Origin of the sequence: Micromonospora sp. URMC 105 (assembly GCF_051386295.1) — a bacterium.
GTDB lineage: Bacteria > Actinomycetota > Actinomycetes > Mycobacteriales > Micromonosporaceae > Micromonospora.
On the sequence record NZ_JBPQTL010000026.1, the window covers coordinates 1 to 16,822 of the forward strand.

Below are 16,822 nucleotides of genomic sequence, written 5' to 3' on the forward strand. Positions count from 1 at the left end.
AGGCCCTTGAGGAACGCCTTGGTGGAGTACTCGGGGTCGGTGATCTGCTCGACCGTGCCCCAACCGCTGGAGGGGCGGATGGCGGTGACCGGACGTAGGGCGCGGCTGGCTGGCCGGAGTTGGGCGTGAGGAGCAGCGAGTGGAACACCAGGGGTGTTTCCCGCTGCCGGAGACACCCATGGTGTTCCACCCGTCGTCGCGTCCGATCGAGGGCAAGCAGTACCGGGAAGCAGTGACCGGGGGCCACGCGCGGTCCGTGGCGGCGGTTCAGTGGTGGTGGTCACAAGGGGTGTTGGAACAGGTGGGAGGGGTAGCCTGTTGACTCGGGTGTCGGTGTGTCCAGTGTCCCCGGGCCTCACCTAAATTGCCTTCGCGGAATACCGTTCGGCTGGAGCCGCGTCGCGCCACTCGCCGAGAGGCGACCTGCACACCGACACCCCAGCGCCGCCCCCGACCCACCAGGGCCGGGGGCGGCGTTGTCGTTGGCGCACAATCACGGGGTGGACTGGTCCGAGACCACCGGAGTGGTCGTACTGCCCAGCGGCGTGACCGCGCGCGGCCGCCGCGTCGGCGATCTTGCCTCGCCCGCCGACTTCGCCCTGCTCCTGGCCCCGGGCCCGGCACCCGCCTGGCCGCATCGCCGGATCCGCTGGCCCGACTTCTGGTTGCCGCTGGACCGCGCCGACGCTCTCGACGCGCTGGGGGAGACCCTGCGCCGGGCGCACGACGGCGCGCGCGTCGAGGTGGCCTGCCGGGGCGGCGTCGGCCGGACCGGGACGGCGCTGGCCGCGCTGGCGATCCTGGACGGTCTGCCGCCGGACCGGGCGGTGCGCTGGGTACGCGAGCGGTACCACCCGAGGGCGGTGGAGACGCCCTGGCAACGGCGGTGGCTGCGCCGGCTGGGCTGACGCGTCGGCGCGTGCCCGGCGCGCGGGCACCGACTGTGGTACTGGTTACTCCAGGGTTCCCGCAGCTCAGCGCGGGTATCACCGGGGCCACCATGATCAGCCGCGCCCGGTCGGCGCGGCACCGGGCCGGCGGCGGGGGACCGTCGCCGTCGCGGTCGTTCTCCAGGCAAGGCAGGTACCACCATGGCCGCACCCGCCGCCCCCTATCGGGGTACGCACCGCCGACCGCTGTCCACCCCCGGCCACCTCGGGCGGGCCACCGTCTCGCTGACGGTGCTCAGCGTGCTGGCGACGCTCTTCCTGGACGTCTTCCTGGTCACCGCCGCGTTGTGCATGCTGATGGTCGGTCCGGTGGTGCTGGTCGGGCAGCGGTGGCGGGACCGGGCCGGCCGAGCGGCCGGTGGCCCGCGGCTGAGCGCCGGTGAGCCGGTGACCACCGGCTGAGCGACGTCAGCCGACGGCCACCGGCCGGGCCGCTACCCGCCGACGTACTCGCGCAGGTGGCGGGCGGTGAGGGTGTCGCCCTGCGCCACCAGGTCGGCGGGCGTGCCGGTGAACACGACCCGACCGCCGTCGTGCCCCGCCCCGGGGCCGAGATCGATGATCCAGTCGGCGTGCGCCATCACCGCCTGGTGGTGCTCGATGACGATCACCGTGTTGCCGGCGTCGACCAGCCGGTCCAGCAGGGCCAGCAGCTGGTCCACGTCGGCCAGGTGCAGGCCGGTGGTGGGCTCGTCCAGCACGTAGGTGCTCGACTTCTCGGCCATGTGGATGGCCAGCTTCAACCGCTGCCGCTCGCCGCCGGAGAGGGTGGTCAGCGGCTGGCCCAGGCCCAGGTAGCCCAGGCCGACGTCGGCCAGCCGGTCCAGCACGGTCCGCGCCTGGCCGCCGGGGAAGAACTCCCGGGCCTCGGTGACCGACATCGCGAGGACCTCGCTGATGTTCTTGCCGCGCAGCGTGTACGTCAGCACCTCGTCGGTGTAGCGCCGCCCCTCGCACCGCTCGCAGACCGTGGCGACGCCGGCCATCATCGCCAGGTCGGTGTAGACCAGCCCGATGCCCTTGCACGTCGGGCAGGCGCCCTCGGAGTTGGCGCTGAACAGGGCCGCCTTGACCCCGTTCGCCTTGGCGAAGGCGGTCCGGACGGGGTCGAGCAGGCCGGTGTAGGTGGCCGGGTTGCTGCGCCGGGAACCCCGGATGGGGGACTGGTCCACCACGACCACCCCGCTGCGGCGCGGCAGCGAGCCGTGGATCAGCGAACTCTTGCCGGAGCCGGCGACCCCGGTGACCACGGTGAGCACCCCGAGCGGGATGTCGACATCGACGTCGCGCAGGTTGTGCAGGTCGGCGCCGCGGATGGGTAGCTGCCCGGTCGGGTGGCGTACCGGGTGGCGCAGGGTGACCCGGTGGTCGAGGTGACGCCCGGTCAGGGTGTCGGAGCGGCGCAGGCCGGCGATGTCGCCGGTGTAGCAGACCCGGCCGCCGGCCGACCCGGCGCCGGGCCCGAGGTCGACCACGTGGTCGGCGATCGCGATGGTCTCCGGCTTGTGCTCCACGACCAGCACCGTGTTGCCCTTGTCCCGCAGGCGCAGCAGCAGGTCGTTCATCCGGGCGATGTCGTGCGGGTGCAGCCCGACGGTCGGTTCGTCGAAGACGTACGTCACGTCGGAGAGGCTGGAGCCCAGGTGCCGGACCATCTTCACCCGTTGCGCCTCGCCGCCGGAGAGGGTCGCCGACTCGCGGTCGAGGCTGAGGTAGCCGAGGCCGATCTCGACCAGCGAGTCCAGCGTCTCGCGCAGGGTGGCCACCAGCGGGGCCACCGACGGGTCGTCCACCGCGCGGACGAACTCGGCCAGGTCGCTGATCTGCATGGTGCTGCACTCGGCGATGTTGCGCCCGGCGATCCGCGAGGAGAGCGCCGCCGGGTTGAGCCGGGCGCCGCCGCAGTCGGCGCAGGTGGTGAACGTGACCGCCCGGTCCACGAACGCCCGAATGTGCGGCTGCATCGACTCGCGGTCCTTGGCCAGGTAGAGCCGGCGCACCTTCACCGCCAGCCCCTCGTACGTCCAGTTGTTGCTGCCCATCTTGATCTTCGTGGCCGGCTTGTGCAGGAAGTCCTCCCACTGCTGCGGGGTGAAGTCCTGCACCTTGACGTCGGGGTCGAAGAGGCCGGAGCCGACGATGGTCTGCCAGTACCACGAGTCCACGGCGAAGTTGGGCACCAGGATCGCCCCGTCGTTGAGCGACCGCTCCACGTCGACCATGGCGTGTACGTCCAGGTCGGAGACCCGGCCCAGCCCTTCGCAGGTCGGGCACATCCCCTCGGCGAGGTTGAAGCTGAACGCGCCGGCCGATCCGACGTGCGGTTGCCCGAGCCGGCTGAACACGATGCGCAGCATCGCGTACGCGTCGGTCGCCGTGCCGACCGTCGAGCGGGAGTTGGCGCCCATCCGCTCCTGATCGACCACGATCGCCGCGCTGAGGTTGCGCAGCGCGTCCACGTCCGGGCGGCTGAGGCTCGGCATGAAGCTCTGCAGGAAGGCGCTGTACGTCTCGTTGATCAGGCGCTGCGACTCCGCGGCGATGGTGCCGAAGACCAGGGACGACTTCCCGGACCCGGAGACCCCGGTGAAGACGGTCAGCCGGCGTTTGGGGATGTCGATGGAGATTCCGGTGAGGTTGTTCTCCCGGGCACCTCGTACCTCGATGACGTCGTGGCTGTCGGCGGCGTTCCGCCCTCGCTGCTCCATGGATTCGATCGTCTCATTGACGCCCGTGTGAAAGCTTCGGCGCGATTCGCCGAGTTGGGCGGTGCGATATGGCGCCTGAAGTCTCAAACCACGTCGTAGCCGCTAGGGTGACCCGGTGACGGAGAGGCGGCTGCGGGTGGTCGATGTCGCGGCGACCGTCGGGATCTCCGCGCAACAGGTGCGCAACTACCTCGACGAGGGGGTCCTGCCACCGGCCGACCGCACCCCGAGCGGCTACCGGGTGCTCACCGCCGCGCACGTGCGCGCGCTCGCCGTGCTGCGCCGGATGGCCGAGGGGCACGGCTGGGCGCGTACCCGGGAGGTGATGGCCGCGGTCCACCGGCGCGACCTGGCGGCGGCGCTCACCGCGCTCGACGCCGGCCATGCCGAACTGGACCGCGAGCGGACGGAGATCCGCCGGGTCCTCGGCGCCTTCCAGACGGTGGTGGTCAGCCCGCCGGTCGTGGTGCCCGCGCCGCGGCGCGGCGCGCGGATCGGCGAAGTCGCGGACCTGGTCGGCGTCCGCACCTCCCAGCTGCGGCTGTGGGAGGAGCGGGGGCTGCTGCGGCCCGCCCGCGAGGCGGGCACGACATACCGGCTGTACGACGCGGCGGAGCTGCGCGCCGCGCAGGTTGTCGCCCTGCTGCGCCGGGGCGGCTACCCGTTCGAGATCGTGGCCGCCGTCCTCGACGAGATGCGCACCACCGGCCGCCCCCAGCGGGTCCACGCCGAGCTGGCCCGGCGTGAGCAGGAGCTGCACCGGCGCAGCCTGCGGCGGCTGCGCGCGTCGGCCACCCTGTACGACTACCTCGCCGAGATCGGGCTGGCCGGTCCCGGCCCGTCGGGCGCTGCCGCAGACGAGCCGTGATGCGCCCTAGACATATGAACTACAAATCGTGAATAATAGAGCGTAGATCGAGGGGGAGTACCCGCCACCGGACGCGCCGCCGTCAGTACGGGCCCGCAGGGCCCCGGCCGCGCGGGCCGCCGCGCGACCGGGCGGTCCGGGGAGACCTTCGGCCCGTACGCCGGCCGACCACGGCCGGCCTGGTCGGAGGGAGTCCGATGGTTCCGCTTTCCGTTCCGTGGTGGGCCTGGGTGGTGCTGGCCATGGGCATCGCCGTCATGCTCGCCGTCGACCTGCTGCTGCACCGCGACGACCACGTGATCGGCTTCCGCGAGGCGGCCACCTGGTCGGGCATCTGGATCGCCGCCGGGCTCGCCTTCGGCGTGCTGCTCTGGGCGTGGCAGGGCCAGGAGGCGGCGGGCGCCTACTACGCCGGCTATCTGATCGAGAAGGCGCTCTCCATCGACAACGTCTTCGTCTTCGCGTTGATCTTCGGCTACTTCGCGGTGCCCGCCGGTTACCAGCACAAGGTCCTCTTCTGGGGCGTGCTGGGCGCGCTCGCCTTCCGGCTGGTCTTCATCTTCGTCGGCGCCGAACTGCTGGCCACCTTCTTCTGGACCGCCTACCTCTTCGGCGCCTTCCTGCTCTGGACCGGCTGGAAGATGGCCTTCCGGCACGACCAGGAGATCCACCCGGAACGCAACCTCCTGGTCCGGCTGGTCCGCCGGCTCGTCCCCACCGACCCGGCGTACCACGGCGGTCGCTTCGTCACCCGGATCGACGGCCGTCGGGTGGCCACCCTGCTCTTCGTCGTGCTGGTCGCGGTCGAGGCGACCGACCTGATCTTCGCCATCGACTCGGTTGCCGCCGTGCTGGCGATCACCACCAGCACCTTCATCGTCTGGACCGCCAACGCCTTCGCCGTGCTGGGCCTGCGCAGTCTCTACTTCTGCCTGGCCGGGCTGCTGCGCCGCTTCACCCACCTGCACTACGGCCTGGCGCTGCTGCTCGCCTTCGCCGGAGTCAAACTGATCCTCTCCGAGACCCCGGTCGGCAAGCTGCCGATCCCGCTCACCCTCGGCGTCGTCGTCGCCACCCTCGCCGGCTCGATCCTGTGGAGCCTGGTGGCCACCCGGGGCCGGGCGGCAGCGGAGTCGGGCAGCGGGGGACGAACCGGCTGACCCGCGGCGGGACGGCGGTACGGGTGCGGCGCGCCGGTGACCCGGGGTGGGCTCGGTATGGTGCCTGACCATGAGAGCCCGGGTCCTGGCCGCCGCCGTCGCCGTACTCCTCAGCACCGGGACCGCCGTCCCGGCGGACGCCGCGCCGCCGGCGGCCCTGGCCCCCGGCGTGACCCTGCCCTGCCCGAAGCTGCCGACCCCGGCGGTGACCCGCCCGCCGCGTCCCGTGCCGCCCGCGGCGGTGCCGGCCCAGCAGCGGGTGGGCGGCGAGGCGCTGGCCACCCCCGGCCTGGTCGTCCCGCCCGGCACACCCGCGCCGCCGCCGGTGACCGCGACCTCCTGGCTGGTGGCGGACCTGGACAGCGGGGCGGTGCTGGGTGGTTGCGGCCCGCACGAGTACGCCACCCCGGCCAGCGTGCAGAAGCTGCTGCTCGCCGCCACCATGCTGCCGAAGCTGGACCCGAAGCAGGTCGTCACGGTGACCCGGGCCGACCTGGACATCGAACCGGGCAGCTCGGCCGTCGGGCTGCTGGAGGGCGGCCGGTACCCGGTGGAGATCGCCTGGCTGGGGCTGCTGCTCCAGTCGGGCAACGAGGCGGCGAATCTGCTGGCCCGGCTCGGCGCCGGCAGCGCGCAGGCCGGGGTACGGGAGATGAACGCCGAGGCGCGCCGGCTCGGCGCCCTGCAGACGCACGCGGTGACCCCCTCCGGCCTGGACGGGCCGGGCCAGTTCACCAGCGCGTACGATCTGGCGCTGATCGCCCGGGTCTGCTTCGCCAACCCCACCTTCCTGCGGTACGCGCTCACCGAGCGGGTCCAGATTCCCGCCCAGCCGGCCCTGCGCAAGCCCGGCTTCCAGATCCAGAACGAGAACCTCCTGATCTACGAGTACCCGGGGGCGCTCGGCGGCAAGACCGGCTTCACCGACCTGGCCCGGCACACCTACGTCGGCGCCGCCGAGCGCAACGGCCGGCGGCTGGTGGTCACCCTGCTGGGCGCCGAACGACGGCCGGTACGGGCCTGGGAGCAGGGGGCACGGCTGCTCGACTGGGGCTTCTCGCTGCCGCCGGACTCCTCGGTGGGCCGGCTGGTGGAGCCCGGGGAGGTGACCGCGGACGACGCGGCCCCGACCCCGTCGGCGGCCCCGGACGCCAGGGCGCCCCTGGCCGGCCGGTCCTCCGGCGGCGCCCCGGAGTGGCTCGGCGGCGCGGTCGTCGGCGGCTCGGCGGGACTGGTCGGGCTGCTCGCCGCGCTGCTGGCCCTCGGGCGGCGCCGTCGCCGGCCCCGCCGGCGCGCGGTCCGATGGGATTGACCGACGTCGACAACCAGCCGACACCTCCATAGACTCCGGTCTTTCTGGTACCACGAGTCCAGGGAGGACCCACGTGTCGAGCGAACCCCGACCGCACGCCACCGAGCCGCGGCTGCCCATGGCCCCGACGCTGCGCCGCCTCGCCGGCGTGACGCTGGCCTCGGCCGCGCTGGTCGTCACCGGCGGCACCGCCGCGATCGCCGCGCCGGGCACCGACGCGTCCGCGCCGCCGCGGACGACCAACGGGCCGTGCGCGTACACCGAGACGCCCGACGAGCCGGCGGCCCGGCCGGTGCCGCTGCCGCCGGACCCCCGGCGGACGCCCGACCGGGGCACCGTCCGGGTCACCCTGCGCACCAACCAGGGCCCGATCGGGCTGACCCTGGACCGCGAGCAGGCGCCGTGCACCGTGCAGAGCTTCCTGCACCTGGCCCGGCACCGCTTCTACGACCGGACGCCTTGCCACCGGCTGACCGCGTACCCGACGCTGAAGGTGCTCCAGTGCGGTGACCCCTCCGGCAGCGGCTCGGGCGGCCCCGGCTACCGGTACGCCGACGAACTGCCCACCGACCTGCCGCCCGCGCCGACCGACCCGACCGGCGTCCGACGGCTCTACGCCCGGGGCACCCTCGCCATGGCCAACGCCGGGCCGGACACCAACGGCAGCCAGTTCTTCCTGGTGCAGGCCGACTCGGCGCTGCGGCCCAACTACACGGTCTTCGGCTCGGTCGACGAGGCCGGTCTCGCCACGCTCGACCGGATCGCCGCCGCCGGCATCGCGCCCACCCCGGAGAACCCGGCGCCGGTCGACGGCGCACCGGCCGAGCCGGTGGAGATCTGCAAGGTCGCCCGGCGGCACTGACGCCAGCGGGACGGCGGCCGGGCCGGGATGCTACCGGCCCGGTCCGCCCCGCCGACGGTGATTCCCCGGATCGGCGGACCGGGCCGCAGTGTCTCACTACCGTCTCGGAGAGTGAGAGCTTGCAGTCGGATCGTCGCCGTCCTCGCCGCCGTCCTGCTGTCGCCGGCGGGGCCACCGGCCGTGGCCACCCCCGCCGGCCCGGCCACCACCGCCACCGGGGCCGGTGCGATCACCACCGGCCCCTGCCCACCCGTACCGTCGGTGTCCCGGCCGCCGCGGCCCGCGCCTCCCCGTGCCGACCCCGCGCAGCGCGCCGTCGGTGGGGCGGCCCTGGCCACCGCCGGCCTGGTGCGACCCGCCCGGGCGCCCGCGCCGCCGGCCGTGCCGGCGACCTCCTGGCTGGTCGCGGACCTGGACAGCGGGGCGGTGCTGGGCGGGTGCGGCCCGCACGAGTACGCCACCCCGGCCAGCGTGCAGAAGCTGCTGCTCGCCGCCGCCATGCTGCCGAAGCTCGACCCGCGGCAGGTGGTCACCGTGACGCCCGAGGACCTGGACGTCGAGCCGGGCAGCTCGGCGATGGGGCTGGTCGAGGGCGGCCGCTACCGGATCGAGACGATCTGGCTGGGGCTGCTGCTGAAGTCCGGCAACGAGGCGGCCAACGCCCTCGCCCGGCTCGGCGGCGGCCCCGACGGACAGGCCGGCGGTGTCCGGGCGATGAACGCCGAGGCGCAGCGCCTCGGGGCGTTGCAGACCCACGCGGTGACCCCGTCCGGGCTGGACGGGCCGGGCCAGTTCACCAGCGCCTACGACCTGGCGCTGATCGCCCGCGCCTGCTTCGCCGACCCCGCCTTCCGCCGCTACGACGCCACCCTGGCGGCGGTCGTCCCGGCGCAGCCGGCGCTGCGCGAGAAGGCGTTCCAGATTCAGAACGACAACCAGTTGCTCTACCGCTATCCGGGGGCGCTGGGCGGCAAGACCGGCTACACCGACCTGGCCCGGCACACCTACGTGGGCGCCGCCGAGCGCAACGGGCGGCGGCTGGTGGTGACCCTGCTCGGCGCGGAGGCGACCGAGCGGCGCGGCTGGGAGCAGGGTGCCGCCCTGCTGGACTGGGGCTTCTCGCTGCCCCGCGACGCCGCGGTCGGCCGGTTGGTACGCCCCGGCGAGCTGGCCTCGCCGCCGCCCGCGCCCACCGCCACCCCGCCGGCGCTGGCCGAGGCGGGCGGACCGGCCCGGGTGGACCCGCTCGGCGACCGGTGGGCACGGACCGCGCCGCTGGCCGGGGCGGCGTCGGCGCTGCTCGGCGCGGCGGTGGCGGGCGTGCTGATCGGACGGCGCCGCCGGCGGGCCGCCGCCCGGCGCCGGGCGTGACACCCGTCCGGGCCCGCACCGGCGCGGGCAGACCAGCCGTCTGGGCCCGCACCGGCCCGGCGACACCCGCCCGGGAACGGCCCGGCGCGGTGCCGGCGCGGGTCGCGCAGCGGGTCGTCCGGGCGCTGGCCCTGCTGCTGGCGGTGGCGGCGGTCGCCGGCTGCCAGCGGCCGCCCGGCCCGGCGCCGCAGCCCAGCGCGGTCACGCCGTCGCCGAGCGGCTCACCCGCCCCGGCCGACTTCGTGCTGCTCTCCGAGGTCGACCCGAGCATCGCCGTGGACATCCGGTACGCCACCGCGCACAACTTCGTCGGCCGGCCCGTCGACGGGTACCCCGAACCGCTCTGCCTGCTCACCCGCACCGCGGCCGAGGCGTTGCGCCGGGTGCAGATCGCCGCCCGCGCCCAGGGCCGCAGCCTGCGGGTGTACGACTGCTACCGGCCCCAACGGGCGGCCGACGACTTCGTCCGCTGGGCGAAGGACCCCGCCGACCAGCGGACGAGGGCCGAGTTCTATCCCCGGGTGCCCAAGTCGAAGCTCTTCGACGAGGGCTACATCGGCGAACCCACCTCGCACAGCAGCGGCAGCACCGTGGACCTGACCCTGGAGCCGGTGCCGGCACCGCCGCGGGCCACGTACCGCCCGGGGCAGCCGCTGGTGGCCTGCACCGCGCCGGCCGGCCGGCGCTTCGCCGACGGCGGTGTCGACATGGGTACCGGCTTCGACTGCTTCGACTCGCTGGCCCACACCGACGACCCGCGCGTCACCGGCACCGCGCAGCGGAACCGGCACCTGCTGCGCCGGCTGATGGCGCAGAACGGGTTCGTCAACTACGACCGGGAGTGGTGGCACTACCGCTACGCCGACGAGCCGTACCCGGAGACCTACTTCGACTTCCCGGTGGCGGTGTCGTCGCTCCGCAAGCGCTGAACCACGCGCCGCCCGTCCCATGATCCCTTCAGGCGGTCCGGGGCTAGGCTTCGCGTTGATCACTGCCAACCCTCGGCGGGCAGGTCGACGCCGTCCCGTCGCCACCGGTGGAGGACCTTCGTGGAGATGGAACGGATCGGCCCGCCCCTGCTCGCCGGGGAGCGGGAGACGCTGCGCGCGTTCCTCGACTTCCACCGGGCGACCCTCGCGATGAAGTGCCGGGGTCTGACCGACGAGGAACTGCGCCGCCGGTCCATGCCACCCTCGACACTCACCCTGCTCGGCCTGCTGCGGCACATGGCGGAGGTGGAGCGGGCCTGGTTCCGGCGGGTGATCGCCGCCGAGGACGTGCCGCTGATCTGGTCCGCGACCGGCGACTACCAGGAGGCGTACGACCCGACCGGCTCGACCGGCGCGGAGGCCTTCGAGGTGTGGCAGCGGGAGGTGGAGCACGCCCGCCGCATCGAGCGCCGGGCCGAGTCCCTCGACGTCACCGGGCACCAGGCGCGCTGGGGCGAGGACGTCTCACTGCGGCTGGTGATGCTGCACATGATGCACGAGTACGCCCGGCACAACGGCCACGCCGACTTCCTGCGGGAGGGCGTCGACGGTTCCGTCGGCGTCTGAACGCGCGGCTACCCGGCTCAGTGCCGGGCGCTGCCCGGCGCGGGGGCCTGGCCGCCGTCAGGTCCCGCCCCGGCCAGCGGCAGCCAGGCCAGCACGTCACGGATCTTCTCGTCCCAGTACGCCCAGTCGTGGTCGCCGGGGGAGAAGTCCACGGTCACCGGGACGTCGCGCGCCCGCGCCGCCTCGACGAAGCGCACGTTGTCCTCGTAGAGGAAGTCCTCCGTGCCGCAGGCGACGTAGAGCGCGGGCGGCTCGCCGCCGACCCGGTCGAGCAGCGCGACGGTGTCGTCGTCGCTGCCCGGCACCTCTCGCTCACCCCAGACGGTGTGCCAGACGGCCCGGTCGACCGGCCGGGTCGGGTGGTCCCGGCGGTTGGCCACGTCCAGCGCGCCGGAGAGGCTCGCGGCGGCGGCGAAGCGGTCCGGCCGGCGCAGCGCCCACTTGACCGCGCCGTAGCCGCCCATCGACAGGCCGGCCACGAAGGTGTCCTCCCGGCGCTCGGAGAGCCGGAAGAAGGACCGGCACACCTGCGGCAGCTCCTCGCTGAGGAACGTCCAGTAGCGGTTGCCGTGCTCCTCGTCGGTGTAGAAGCTCCGCTCGGCCCGGGGCATGACCACGGCCAGCCCCAGCGGGGCGACGTACCGCTCGATCGCGGTGCGCCGGGTCCAGATGGTGTCGTCGTCGGTCAGGCCGTGCAGGAGGTACAGCACCGGCGGATCACCGGCCGGGGCGGCGCCGGCCATGCCGATCTGCGTCGAGCCGCGCTCCGGCAGGAGCACCGTCATCGACGTTCCCACGCCCAGCGCCTCGGAGAAGAAGTCACAGCGGATCCGCGCCATGAGCGTGGATGCTACGCGCCGCGACTGTCCGTTCCACCGGCCCGGCCGGCGCCGCGCCCGGGCCGTCGGCCCGGCGGCGCCCCGTCAGTCGGCGCGACGCGGCGGGCAGGTGGCCGCGACGAGGGCCTCCGCGGCGGCCCGGGCCGCCGCCGGCGTGGCGGGGTCGGCATCGAGGACCCCGGCGGCCAGCCCGCCGTCCAGCAGCAGGGTCAGCTGCCGGGCCAGTCGGTCGGGGTCCGCGGCGCCGGCCCGGCGGGCCAGATCGGTGACCCAGGCCCGGACCACGGCCTTGTGCTCCACGGTACGGGCGTGCACGTCGCTGCCGGGTGCGCTCTCCGCAGCGGTGTTGATGAAGGCGCAGCCGTGGTACCCCTCCCGCCGACAGGCAGAGCCCAGCGCGTCGAACATCCCGATCAGCTGGTCACGAGGGTCGTCGCCGGCTTCGCGCGCGGCGGCGCGCAGCGCGCCTAACCAGCCCTGGTCCACCTTGTCGAGGTACGCCAGAACGAGGTCGTCCTTGCGGGGGAAGTGCTTGTAGAGGGTCGCCTTGGCCACGCCGGACCTGGCGATCACCGTGTCCACCCCGACGCCGCGCGGGCCGTGGGCGTAGAAGAGCCGGAAGGCGGTGTCCAGGATGCGGTCGCGCGCGCCCTGCCGCGATCCCGTCGCCGGGCCGGTCGCTGCCATGGTCACCACCTCCGTCGCTGCTGGTCGGCCAGCATACCGACTGATCTGTCCGCTGCGGCACAGGCGCTGCGAGGGCGGATCTCCGCACGAGGCCTCTTGCGGGTAGACAGACCTGTCTGTTAGCTTCGCACTCGGCCGGGCTGGCCGGCTTCCCGCGTAACCGACAGGAGCGCACGATGAAGATCGCGGTACTGGGCACCGGCATGGTCGGGCAGGCCCTGGCGGGACGGCTGACGCAGCTCGGCCACGAGGTCACGGTCGGCACCCGGGACATCGCCGCCACCCTCGCCCGCACCGACCCCGACGGCATGGGCAACCCGCCCTACATCCAGTGGGCGCAGGCCCATCCGCAGGTCAGCCTGGCCACCTTCGCCGAGGCGGTTGCGCGGGCCGAGCTGGTGGTCAACGCCACCTCTGGCGCGATGTCGCTGGACGCGCTCGCCGCCGCCGGCGCGCAGCACCTGGCCGGCAAGGTGCTGCTCGACATCTCGAACCCGCTCGACTTCTCCCGCGGGTTCCCGCCCAGCCTGTTCGTCTCCGACACCGACTCCCTGGGCGAGCGGATCCAGGCCGGGTACCCGGAGCTGAAGGTGGTCAAGGCGCTCAACACCCTCACCGCCGAGCTGATGGTCGACCCGAAGGCGCTCGCCGGCGGCGAGCACACCGTCTTCGTCGCCGGCAACGACGCGAACGCCAAACGGACCGTGACCACACTGCTGGAGAGCTTCGGCCACACCGACGTCATCGACCTCGGCGACATCACTGGCGCCCGGGGCACCGAGATGCTGCTGCCGGTCTGGCTGCGGCTGATGGGCACCCTGAACACCGCGAAGTTCCAATTCAAGATCGTCCGCTGAGTCGGCCGCCCTCGCCCGCGCCGAACCTCAGGTCCAGTAGAGGATCCGGCAGGACGGCACCCGGGCGGTCAGCTCGGCGGTGAACCAGGAGCGCAGCTCCGCCATCGTCTCGCGCGGGTAGACGAACTTCACCGCCCCGAACTTCCCGTGCTTGCGGCTGCGGCTCGCCTCGTCCATCTCCAGCTTCGTCCGCGGGTACCAGCCGAGCAGCACCTCCCGGCTGCCCGGCGTGAACCGGTGCGTGATCAGTTCCGCGGTCAGGTCCAGCCCCGGCACGCCGGCCACCGCGTCGGCGACCAGGTCCAACAGCTCGCCGTAGTGGGTCCGCCAGTCGGGCAGCGCGATGATCGGCGCGATGGTCAGCCCCACCGGATACCCGTCCAGCGCAAGCCGGCGCAGCGCCGCCAGCCGGGCCGGCACCGGGCTCGTACCGCCCTCGAACCGGGTGCTCACCGGCAGGCAGTTCACGCTGAACCGCACCCGGGTCCGGCCCGCGTGCGGCAGCCCGACGAAGGTCCCGACGTCGTCGTACTTGGTGGTCCAGCGCAGCTGCACCGGGGCGTCCCAGCCGGCGAAGTGCTCCACCGCCCGCCGCCAGCTGCCGGTCAGATGCTCCAGGGCCAGCGGATCGGTGTAGCAGGACGCCTCGAAGGTGGTGCCCTCCTCGGCACGCCGGGCGTTCCGGCTGGTCACCGTGCCCCGCCCGGCGTAGTCGGCGAGCCCGTCGAGGATCTCGTCGAGGTCGGCGTACACCCGGGTCACCGGCGGGCCGGTGAGCGACCCGGCCAGGTAGCAGTACTGGCAGTGCGCGGGGCAGCCCTCGGCCAGGTCGACCCGCCAGTCGGCGCTGGGCGCGATCGGTTGCAGCCGGCGCCGCGACGGCGGGCTGACCACGATCGCCATGGTCGACTTGGCCCGGGCGTACGTCTCCCGCTCGGTCTCCCCGCGCAGTCCGGTCAGCCGGTTCGCGCGCAACCGCTCCACCTCGATGCCCAGCGCCTCGACCCGCCCGGCGATCCGCCGCCCGTGCGGATGCTCCAGCGCCGCGGGGGTGGCCACCACCCGCCGCGGTGTCCACCGCCGCGCCGGCCGCGGCGGCGGGGCCAGCCCCGCCAGGTCGCGGATCGGCACCTGCTCGCCGCTCGCGTCGTGCGGAGCCGGGGGTACGTCCACCGCCAGCGGCTCGTCGACGTCCACGCTGTCCGGCTGCATCCGGGCCGGTTACCCGTTCCGAGGCGGAACCAACGGCCGGCCACCCGGCCGGTCCGACGCCGCCGCCGCGTAGCGGGCGGCGAGGGTGGCGAGCAGGTCACGCAGCTCCGGCGGGTCGAGCACCTCGAACCCGACGTCCAGGCTGCCCAGGAAACCGGCCAGGTCGTGCAGCGAGTTCCCGCCCGTCTCCAGCAGGCAGCTCGCCTCGTCCAGCGGTTCCAGCAGGCCGGCCGAGGGGCTGAGCAGGCCGGCGACCACGGCCGCGGGCGCGTGCAGCCGTACCCGCGCGGGGTGCCGCCACGCGGCGGAGCCGACGCCCCGCCGCACCCGCCAGTCGACCTCGGCCTCGGGCACCTCCCGCGGCGCAAAACGCGGGCCGTTCGGCGACCGCGGGTGAACCCGGTCCGCGCGGAACGTCCGCCAGTCCGCCCGCTGCGGGTCCCAGGCCAGCAGGTACCAGCGGTGTCCGGTGTAGACCAGCCGGTGCGGCTCGACCTCCCGCCGGCTGTCGGCGCCGTCGCGGCGGACGTAGTCGAAGCGCAGCCGCTCCCGCCGGTGGATCGCCGCGGCGATGTCGGTCAGCGTGGCCACCGGCACCGTCGGACCGCCCCCGGCCGCGGAGACCGTGGCCGCCCGCAGCGCGTCCACCCGGTGCCGCAGCCGGGACGGCAGCGCCTGCTCCAGCTTGGCCAGCGCCCGCAGCGAGGTCTCCTCGATGCCGGTGACGGTGCCCGCCGCCGCGGCCCGCAGGCCGACGGCGACCGCCACCGCCTCCTCGTCGTCGAGCAGCAGCGGCGGCAGGGCGCTGCCCCGCCCGAGCCGGTAGCCGCCCGCCGCGCCCGGGCGTGAGTCGACCCGGTAGCCGAGGGCGCGCAGCCGCTCCATGTCGGCGCGCACCGTCCGGGTGGTCACGCCCAGCCGGGCGGCGAGCTCGCCGCCGGGCCAGTCCCGGCCCGACTGGAGCAGCGACAGCAACCGCAGCAACCGCACCGAGGTCTCCACCATGCCGGACAGTCTGCCCGCCATCGCGGAAGCGCACCTTCCGCAATCAGTCCTAGCGTGCGGAACGAGGAACCGATCGAGGAGAGGAACCACCATGCTGCGAGGCATCGCCACCGTCAGTTTCTGGGCCGACGACCTGCCGGCCGCGAGGACCTGGTACGCCGACCTGCTCGGCGTCGAGCCGTACTTCGAGCGGGCCGGCGCCGACGGGCGGCCCGGGTACTACGAGTTCCGGCTCGGCGACCACCAGCACGAACTCGGCCTGATCGACAGCCGGTACGCCCCGCCCGGCGCGACCACCGGCCCGGCCGGGGCGATTGTCTACTGGCACGTCGACGACCTGCCGGCCACGGTGGCCCGGCTGCTGGCGGCCGGTGCCCGCGAGCACGACCCGATCCGGGAGCGGGGCGCGGGATTCGTCACCGCGTCCGTGGTGGACCCGTTCGGGAACGTGCTGGGCGTGATGACCAACCCGCACTACCTCGAGATGCTCGCGAAGCGGTCATGACAGACGGGTGACAGGCGAGGCGCCGGCCGGGCGGACCCGACGCCCGGCCTCCCCGCCGACCTGCCGCGGTCAGCTCGTCCCGGCGCCTGGTTCTCGCGCGCCGGGCGGCGGCGGCCGGGGCGGACCCCTTCCGAGACCGCCGAAGGATTCTCGGAATATCCGTTGCGGGCGCCCGGACGCCTCGCCTACCGTCAATGCCGCAACGTCACGCCGATAAAACCGGGGAGCCCGCCGTGCAGCAGCAGACAAGCACCGAGACCACGCGGTCCATGCCGCGCGGCGGTGCCATGCTGCCCGCGGGCGAACGAGCCCGGGGCCTGCTCCAGGGCCGGTGTGGCTGGCGACGAGGGTGGCGGCGCGGATAGCGCCGGCGCGACAGCGCAGCCGCCCACCCCATCGGGGACCGGGCGGCTTTTTCGTCTCCCGGCACCCGTCCGAGGGGTGTAGCTCAACTGGCAGAGCACCGGATTCCAAACCCGACGGTTGCAGGTTCGAGTCCTGTCACCCCTGCGTCCTGTCCCGGCACAGCCGGCGACGTCGCTGCTTCTCAACTCCACAGTGGATGGCATGAGTACGACCCCGGCCGGCGCCGTGAGCGCGTCGGCCGGGGGTACGACACGGGGTGACACCACACCCCGCACGGGCCGTTGGAGCAAGCTGGCAGCTCACCCGGTTCTCGACCGGGCGGTTACGGGTTCGAACCCCGTACGGCCTACGCAACGACATGCGGTTGTGGCGCAGTGGTAGCGCGTCGCCTTGCCAGGGCGAAGATCGCCGGTTCGAATCCGGCCAACCGCTCGGAACACTCCCATTCCAGGGGCACGGGCTGCGCGCTGGGGCGCAGAGAGGCCTTGCAAGCCACTCCCGCCGGGTTCGATTCCCGGGCGGTCCACGAGCCTTCCGCCGCCCCGCCACGGGGTGGCATCCCGA

At 74.1% G+C, this 16,822-nt stretch carries 16 protein-coding genes and 3 tRNA genes; 14 read left to right on the forward strand and 5 right to left on the reverse strand.

The window, feature by feature from the left end; all coding sequences use genetic code 11:
* The first annotated feature begins 500 nt into the window (after positions 1–500).
* Together ACSNN7_RS11530 and ACSNN7_RS11535 are read left to right on the forward strand one after the other, a co-directional pair.
* Positions 501–908: a protein-tyrosine phosphatase family protein gene (locus ACSNN7_RS11530; protein ID WP_436680705.1), complete on the forward strand. Its 408-nt coding sequence runs from the start codon at positions 501–503 to the stop codon at positions 906–908.
* Positions 909–1,091: 183 nt separating this feature from the next.
* Positions 1,092–1,352 carry a hypothetical protein gene (locus ACSNN7_RS11535; protein WP_436680707.1) on the forward strand — a complete coding sequence of 87 codons (261 nt, stop codon included), beginning with the start codon at positions 1,092–1,094 and terminating at the stop codon, positions 1,350–1,352.
* Positions 1,353–1,384: 32 nt separating this feature from the next.
* Here the strand turns inward: ACSNN7_RS11535 and ACSNN7_RS11540 are convergent, their stop codons facing one another.
* Positions 1,385–3,658, reverse strand: a complete 2,274-nt coding sequence (locus ACSNN7_RS11540; protein WP_436680708.1) for an ATP-binding cassette domain-containing protein — start codon at positions 3,656–3,658, stop codon at positions 1,385–1,387.
* 115 nt (positions 3,659–3,773) lie between these two features.
* Between ACSNN7_RS11540 and ACSNN7_RS11545 the strand changes: the two genes are divergently transcribed.
* From ACSNN7_RS11545 to ACSNN7_RS11575, 7 genes are all read left to right on the forward strand, one after another.
* A complete protein-coding gene (locus ACSNN7_RS11545; RefSeq protein ID WP_436680710.1) occupies positions 3,774–4,526 on the forward strand; it encodes a MerR family transcriptional regulator in 753 nt (250 codons plus the stop codon).
* 197 nt (positions 4,527–4,723) lie between these two features.
* Positions 4,724–5,686: a TerC family protein gene (locus ACSNN7_RS11550; RefSeq protein WP_436680711.1), complete on the forward strand. Its 963-nt coding sequence runs from the start codon at positions 4,724–4,726 to the stop codon at positions 5,684–5,686.
* A gap of 70 nt (positions 5,687–5,756) precedes the next feature.
* Positions 5,757–6,998: a D-alanyl-D-alanine carboxypeptidase family protein gene (locus tag ACSNN7_RS11555; RefSeq protein ID WP_436680713.1), complete on the forward strand. Its 1,242-nt coding sequence runs from the start codon at positions 5,757–5,759 to the stop codon at positions 6,996–6,998.
* 73 nt (positions 6,999–7,071) lie between these two features.
* Positions 7,072–7,860 carry a peptidylprolyl isomerase gene (locus ACSNN7_RS11560; protein ID WP_436680715.1) on the forward strand — a complete coding sequence of 263 codons (789 nt, stop codon included), beginning with the start codon at positions 7,072–7,074 and terminating at the stop codon, positions 7,858–7,860.
* A gap of 111 nt (positions 7,861–7,971) precedes the next feature.
* A complete protein-coding gene (locus tag ACSNN7_RS11565) occupies positions 7,972–9,231 on the forward strand; it encodes a D-alanyl-D-alanine carboxypeptidase family protein (protein WP_436680717.1) in 1,260 nt (419 codons plus the stop codon).
* On the forward strand, positions 9,228–10,160 hold the full coding sequence (locus ACSNN7_RS11570; protein ID WP_436680718.1) for a M15 family metallopeptidase: 933 nt from the start codon (positions 9,228–9,230) through the stop codon (positions 10,158–10,160). The genes ACSNN7_RS11565 and ACSNN7_RS11570 overlap by 4 nt, the downstream gene beginning before the upstream one ends.
* Positions 10,161–10,286: 126 nt before the next feature.
* Entirely contained in the window at positions 10,287–10,787 is a 501-nt protein-coding gene (locus tag ACSNN7_RS11575) for a DinB family protein (RefSeq protein WP_436680785.1), read from the forward strand.
* Between the two features lie 17 nt (positions 10,788–10,804).
* On the opposite strand, the gene ACSNN7_RS11580 is transcribed toward ACSNN7_RS11575, so the two are convergent.
* Both ACSNN7_RS11580 and ACSNN7_RS11585 read right to left on the reverse strand, forming a co-directional pair.
* Entirely contained in the window at positions 10,805–11,626 is an 822-nt protein-coding gene (locus ACSNN7_RS11580) for an alpha/beta hydrolase (protein ID WP_436680720.1), read from the reverse strand.
* Positions 11,627–11,710: 84 nt separating this feature from the next.
* Positions 11,711–12,313 (reverse strand): TetR/AcrR family transcriptional regulator, encoded by a 603-nt coding sequence (locus ACSNN7_RS11585; protein WP_436680722.1) that lies wholly within the window; start codon positions 12,311–12,313, stop codon positions 11,711–11,713.
* Between the two features lie 176 nt (positions 12,314–12,489).
* Between ACSNN7_RS11585 and ACSNN7_RS11590 the strand changes: the two genes are divergently transcribed.
* On the forward strand, positions 12,490–13,170 hold the full coding sequence (locus ACSNN7_RS11590; RefSeq protein ID WP_436680724.1) for an NADPH-dependent F420 reductase: 681 nt from the start codon (positions 12,490–12,492) through the stop codon (positions 13,168–13,170).
* A gap of 27 nt (positions 13,171–13,197) precedes the next feature.
* Here ACSNN7_RS11590 and ACSNN7_RS11595 read toward each other — a convergent pair whose 3' ends face one another.
* Together ACSNN7_RS11595 and ACSNN7_RS11600 are read right to left on the reverse strand one after the other, a co-directional pair.
* Positions 13,198–14,382, reverse strand: coding sequence for an SPL family radical SAM protein (locus ACSNN7_RS11595; protein WP_436680726.1), 1,185 nt, complete (start codon positions 14,380–14,382; stop codon positions 13,198–13,200).
* 9 nt (positions 14,383–14,391) lie between these two features.
* Positions 14,392–15,387: a helix-turn-helix transcriptional regulator gene (locus ACSNN7_RS11600; protein ID WP_436680786.1), complete on the reverse strand. Its 996-nt coding sequence runs from the start codon at positions 15,385–15,387 to the stop codon at positions 14,392–14,394.
* Between the two features lie 91 nt (positions 15,388–15,478).
* On the opposite strand from ACSNN7_RS11600, the gene ACSNN7_RS11605 reads away from it, so the two are divergent.
* The 4 genes from ACSNN7_RS11605 to ACSNN7_RS11620 all read left to right on the forward strand — a co-directional run bounded on the left by ACSNN7_RS11605 (position 15,479) and on the right by ACSNN7_RS11620 (position 16,690).
* Positions 15,479–15,892: a VOC family protein gene (locus ACSNN7_RS11605; protein ID WP_436680728.1), complete on the forward strand. Its 414-nt coding sequence runs from the start codon at positions 15,479–15,481 to the stop codon at positions 15,890–15,892.
* A 437-nt stretch (positions 15,893–16,329) separates the two neighbouring features.
* Positions 16,330–16,402: transfer RNA gene (locus ACSNN7_RS11610), tRNA-Trp, on the forward strand.
* 131 nt (positions 16,403–16,533) lie between these two features.
* Positions 16,534–16,607: transfer RNA gene (locus ACSNN7_RS11615), tRNA-Glu, on the forward strand.
* A gap of 11 nt (positions 16,608–16,618) precedes the next feature.
* Positions 16,619–16,690: transfer RNA gene (locus ACSNN7_RS11620), tRNA-Gly, on the forward strand.
* The last annotated feature ends 132 nt before the right edge of the window (positions 16,691–16,822 follow it).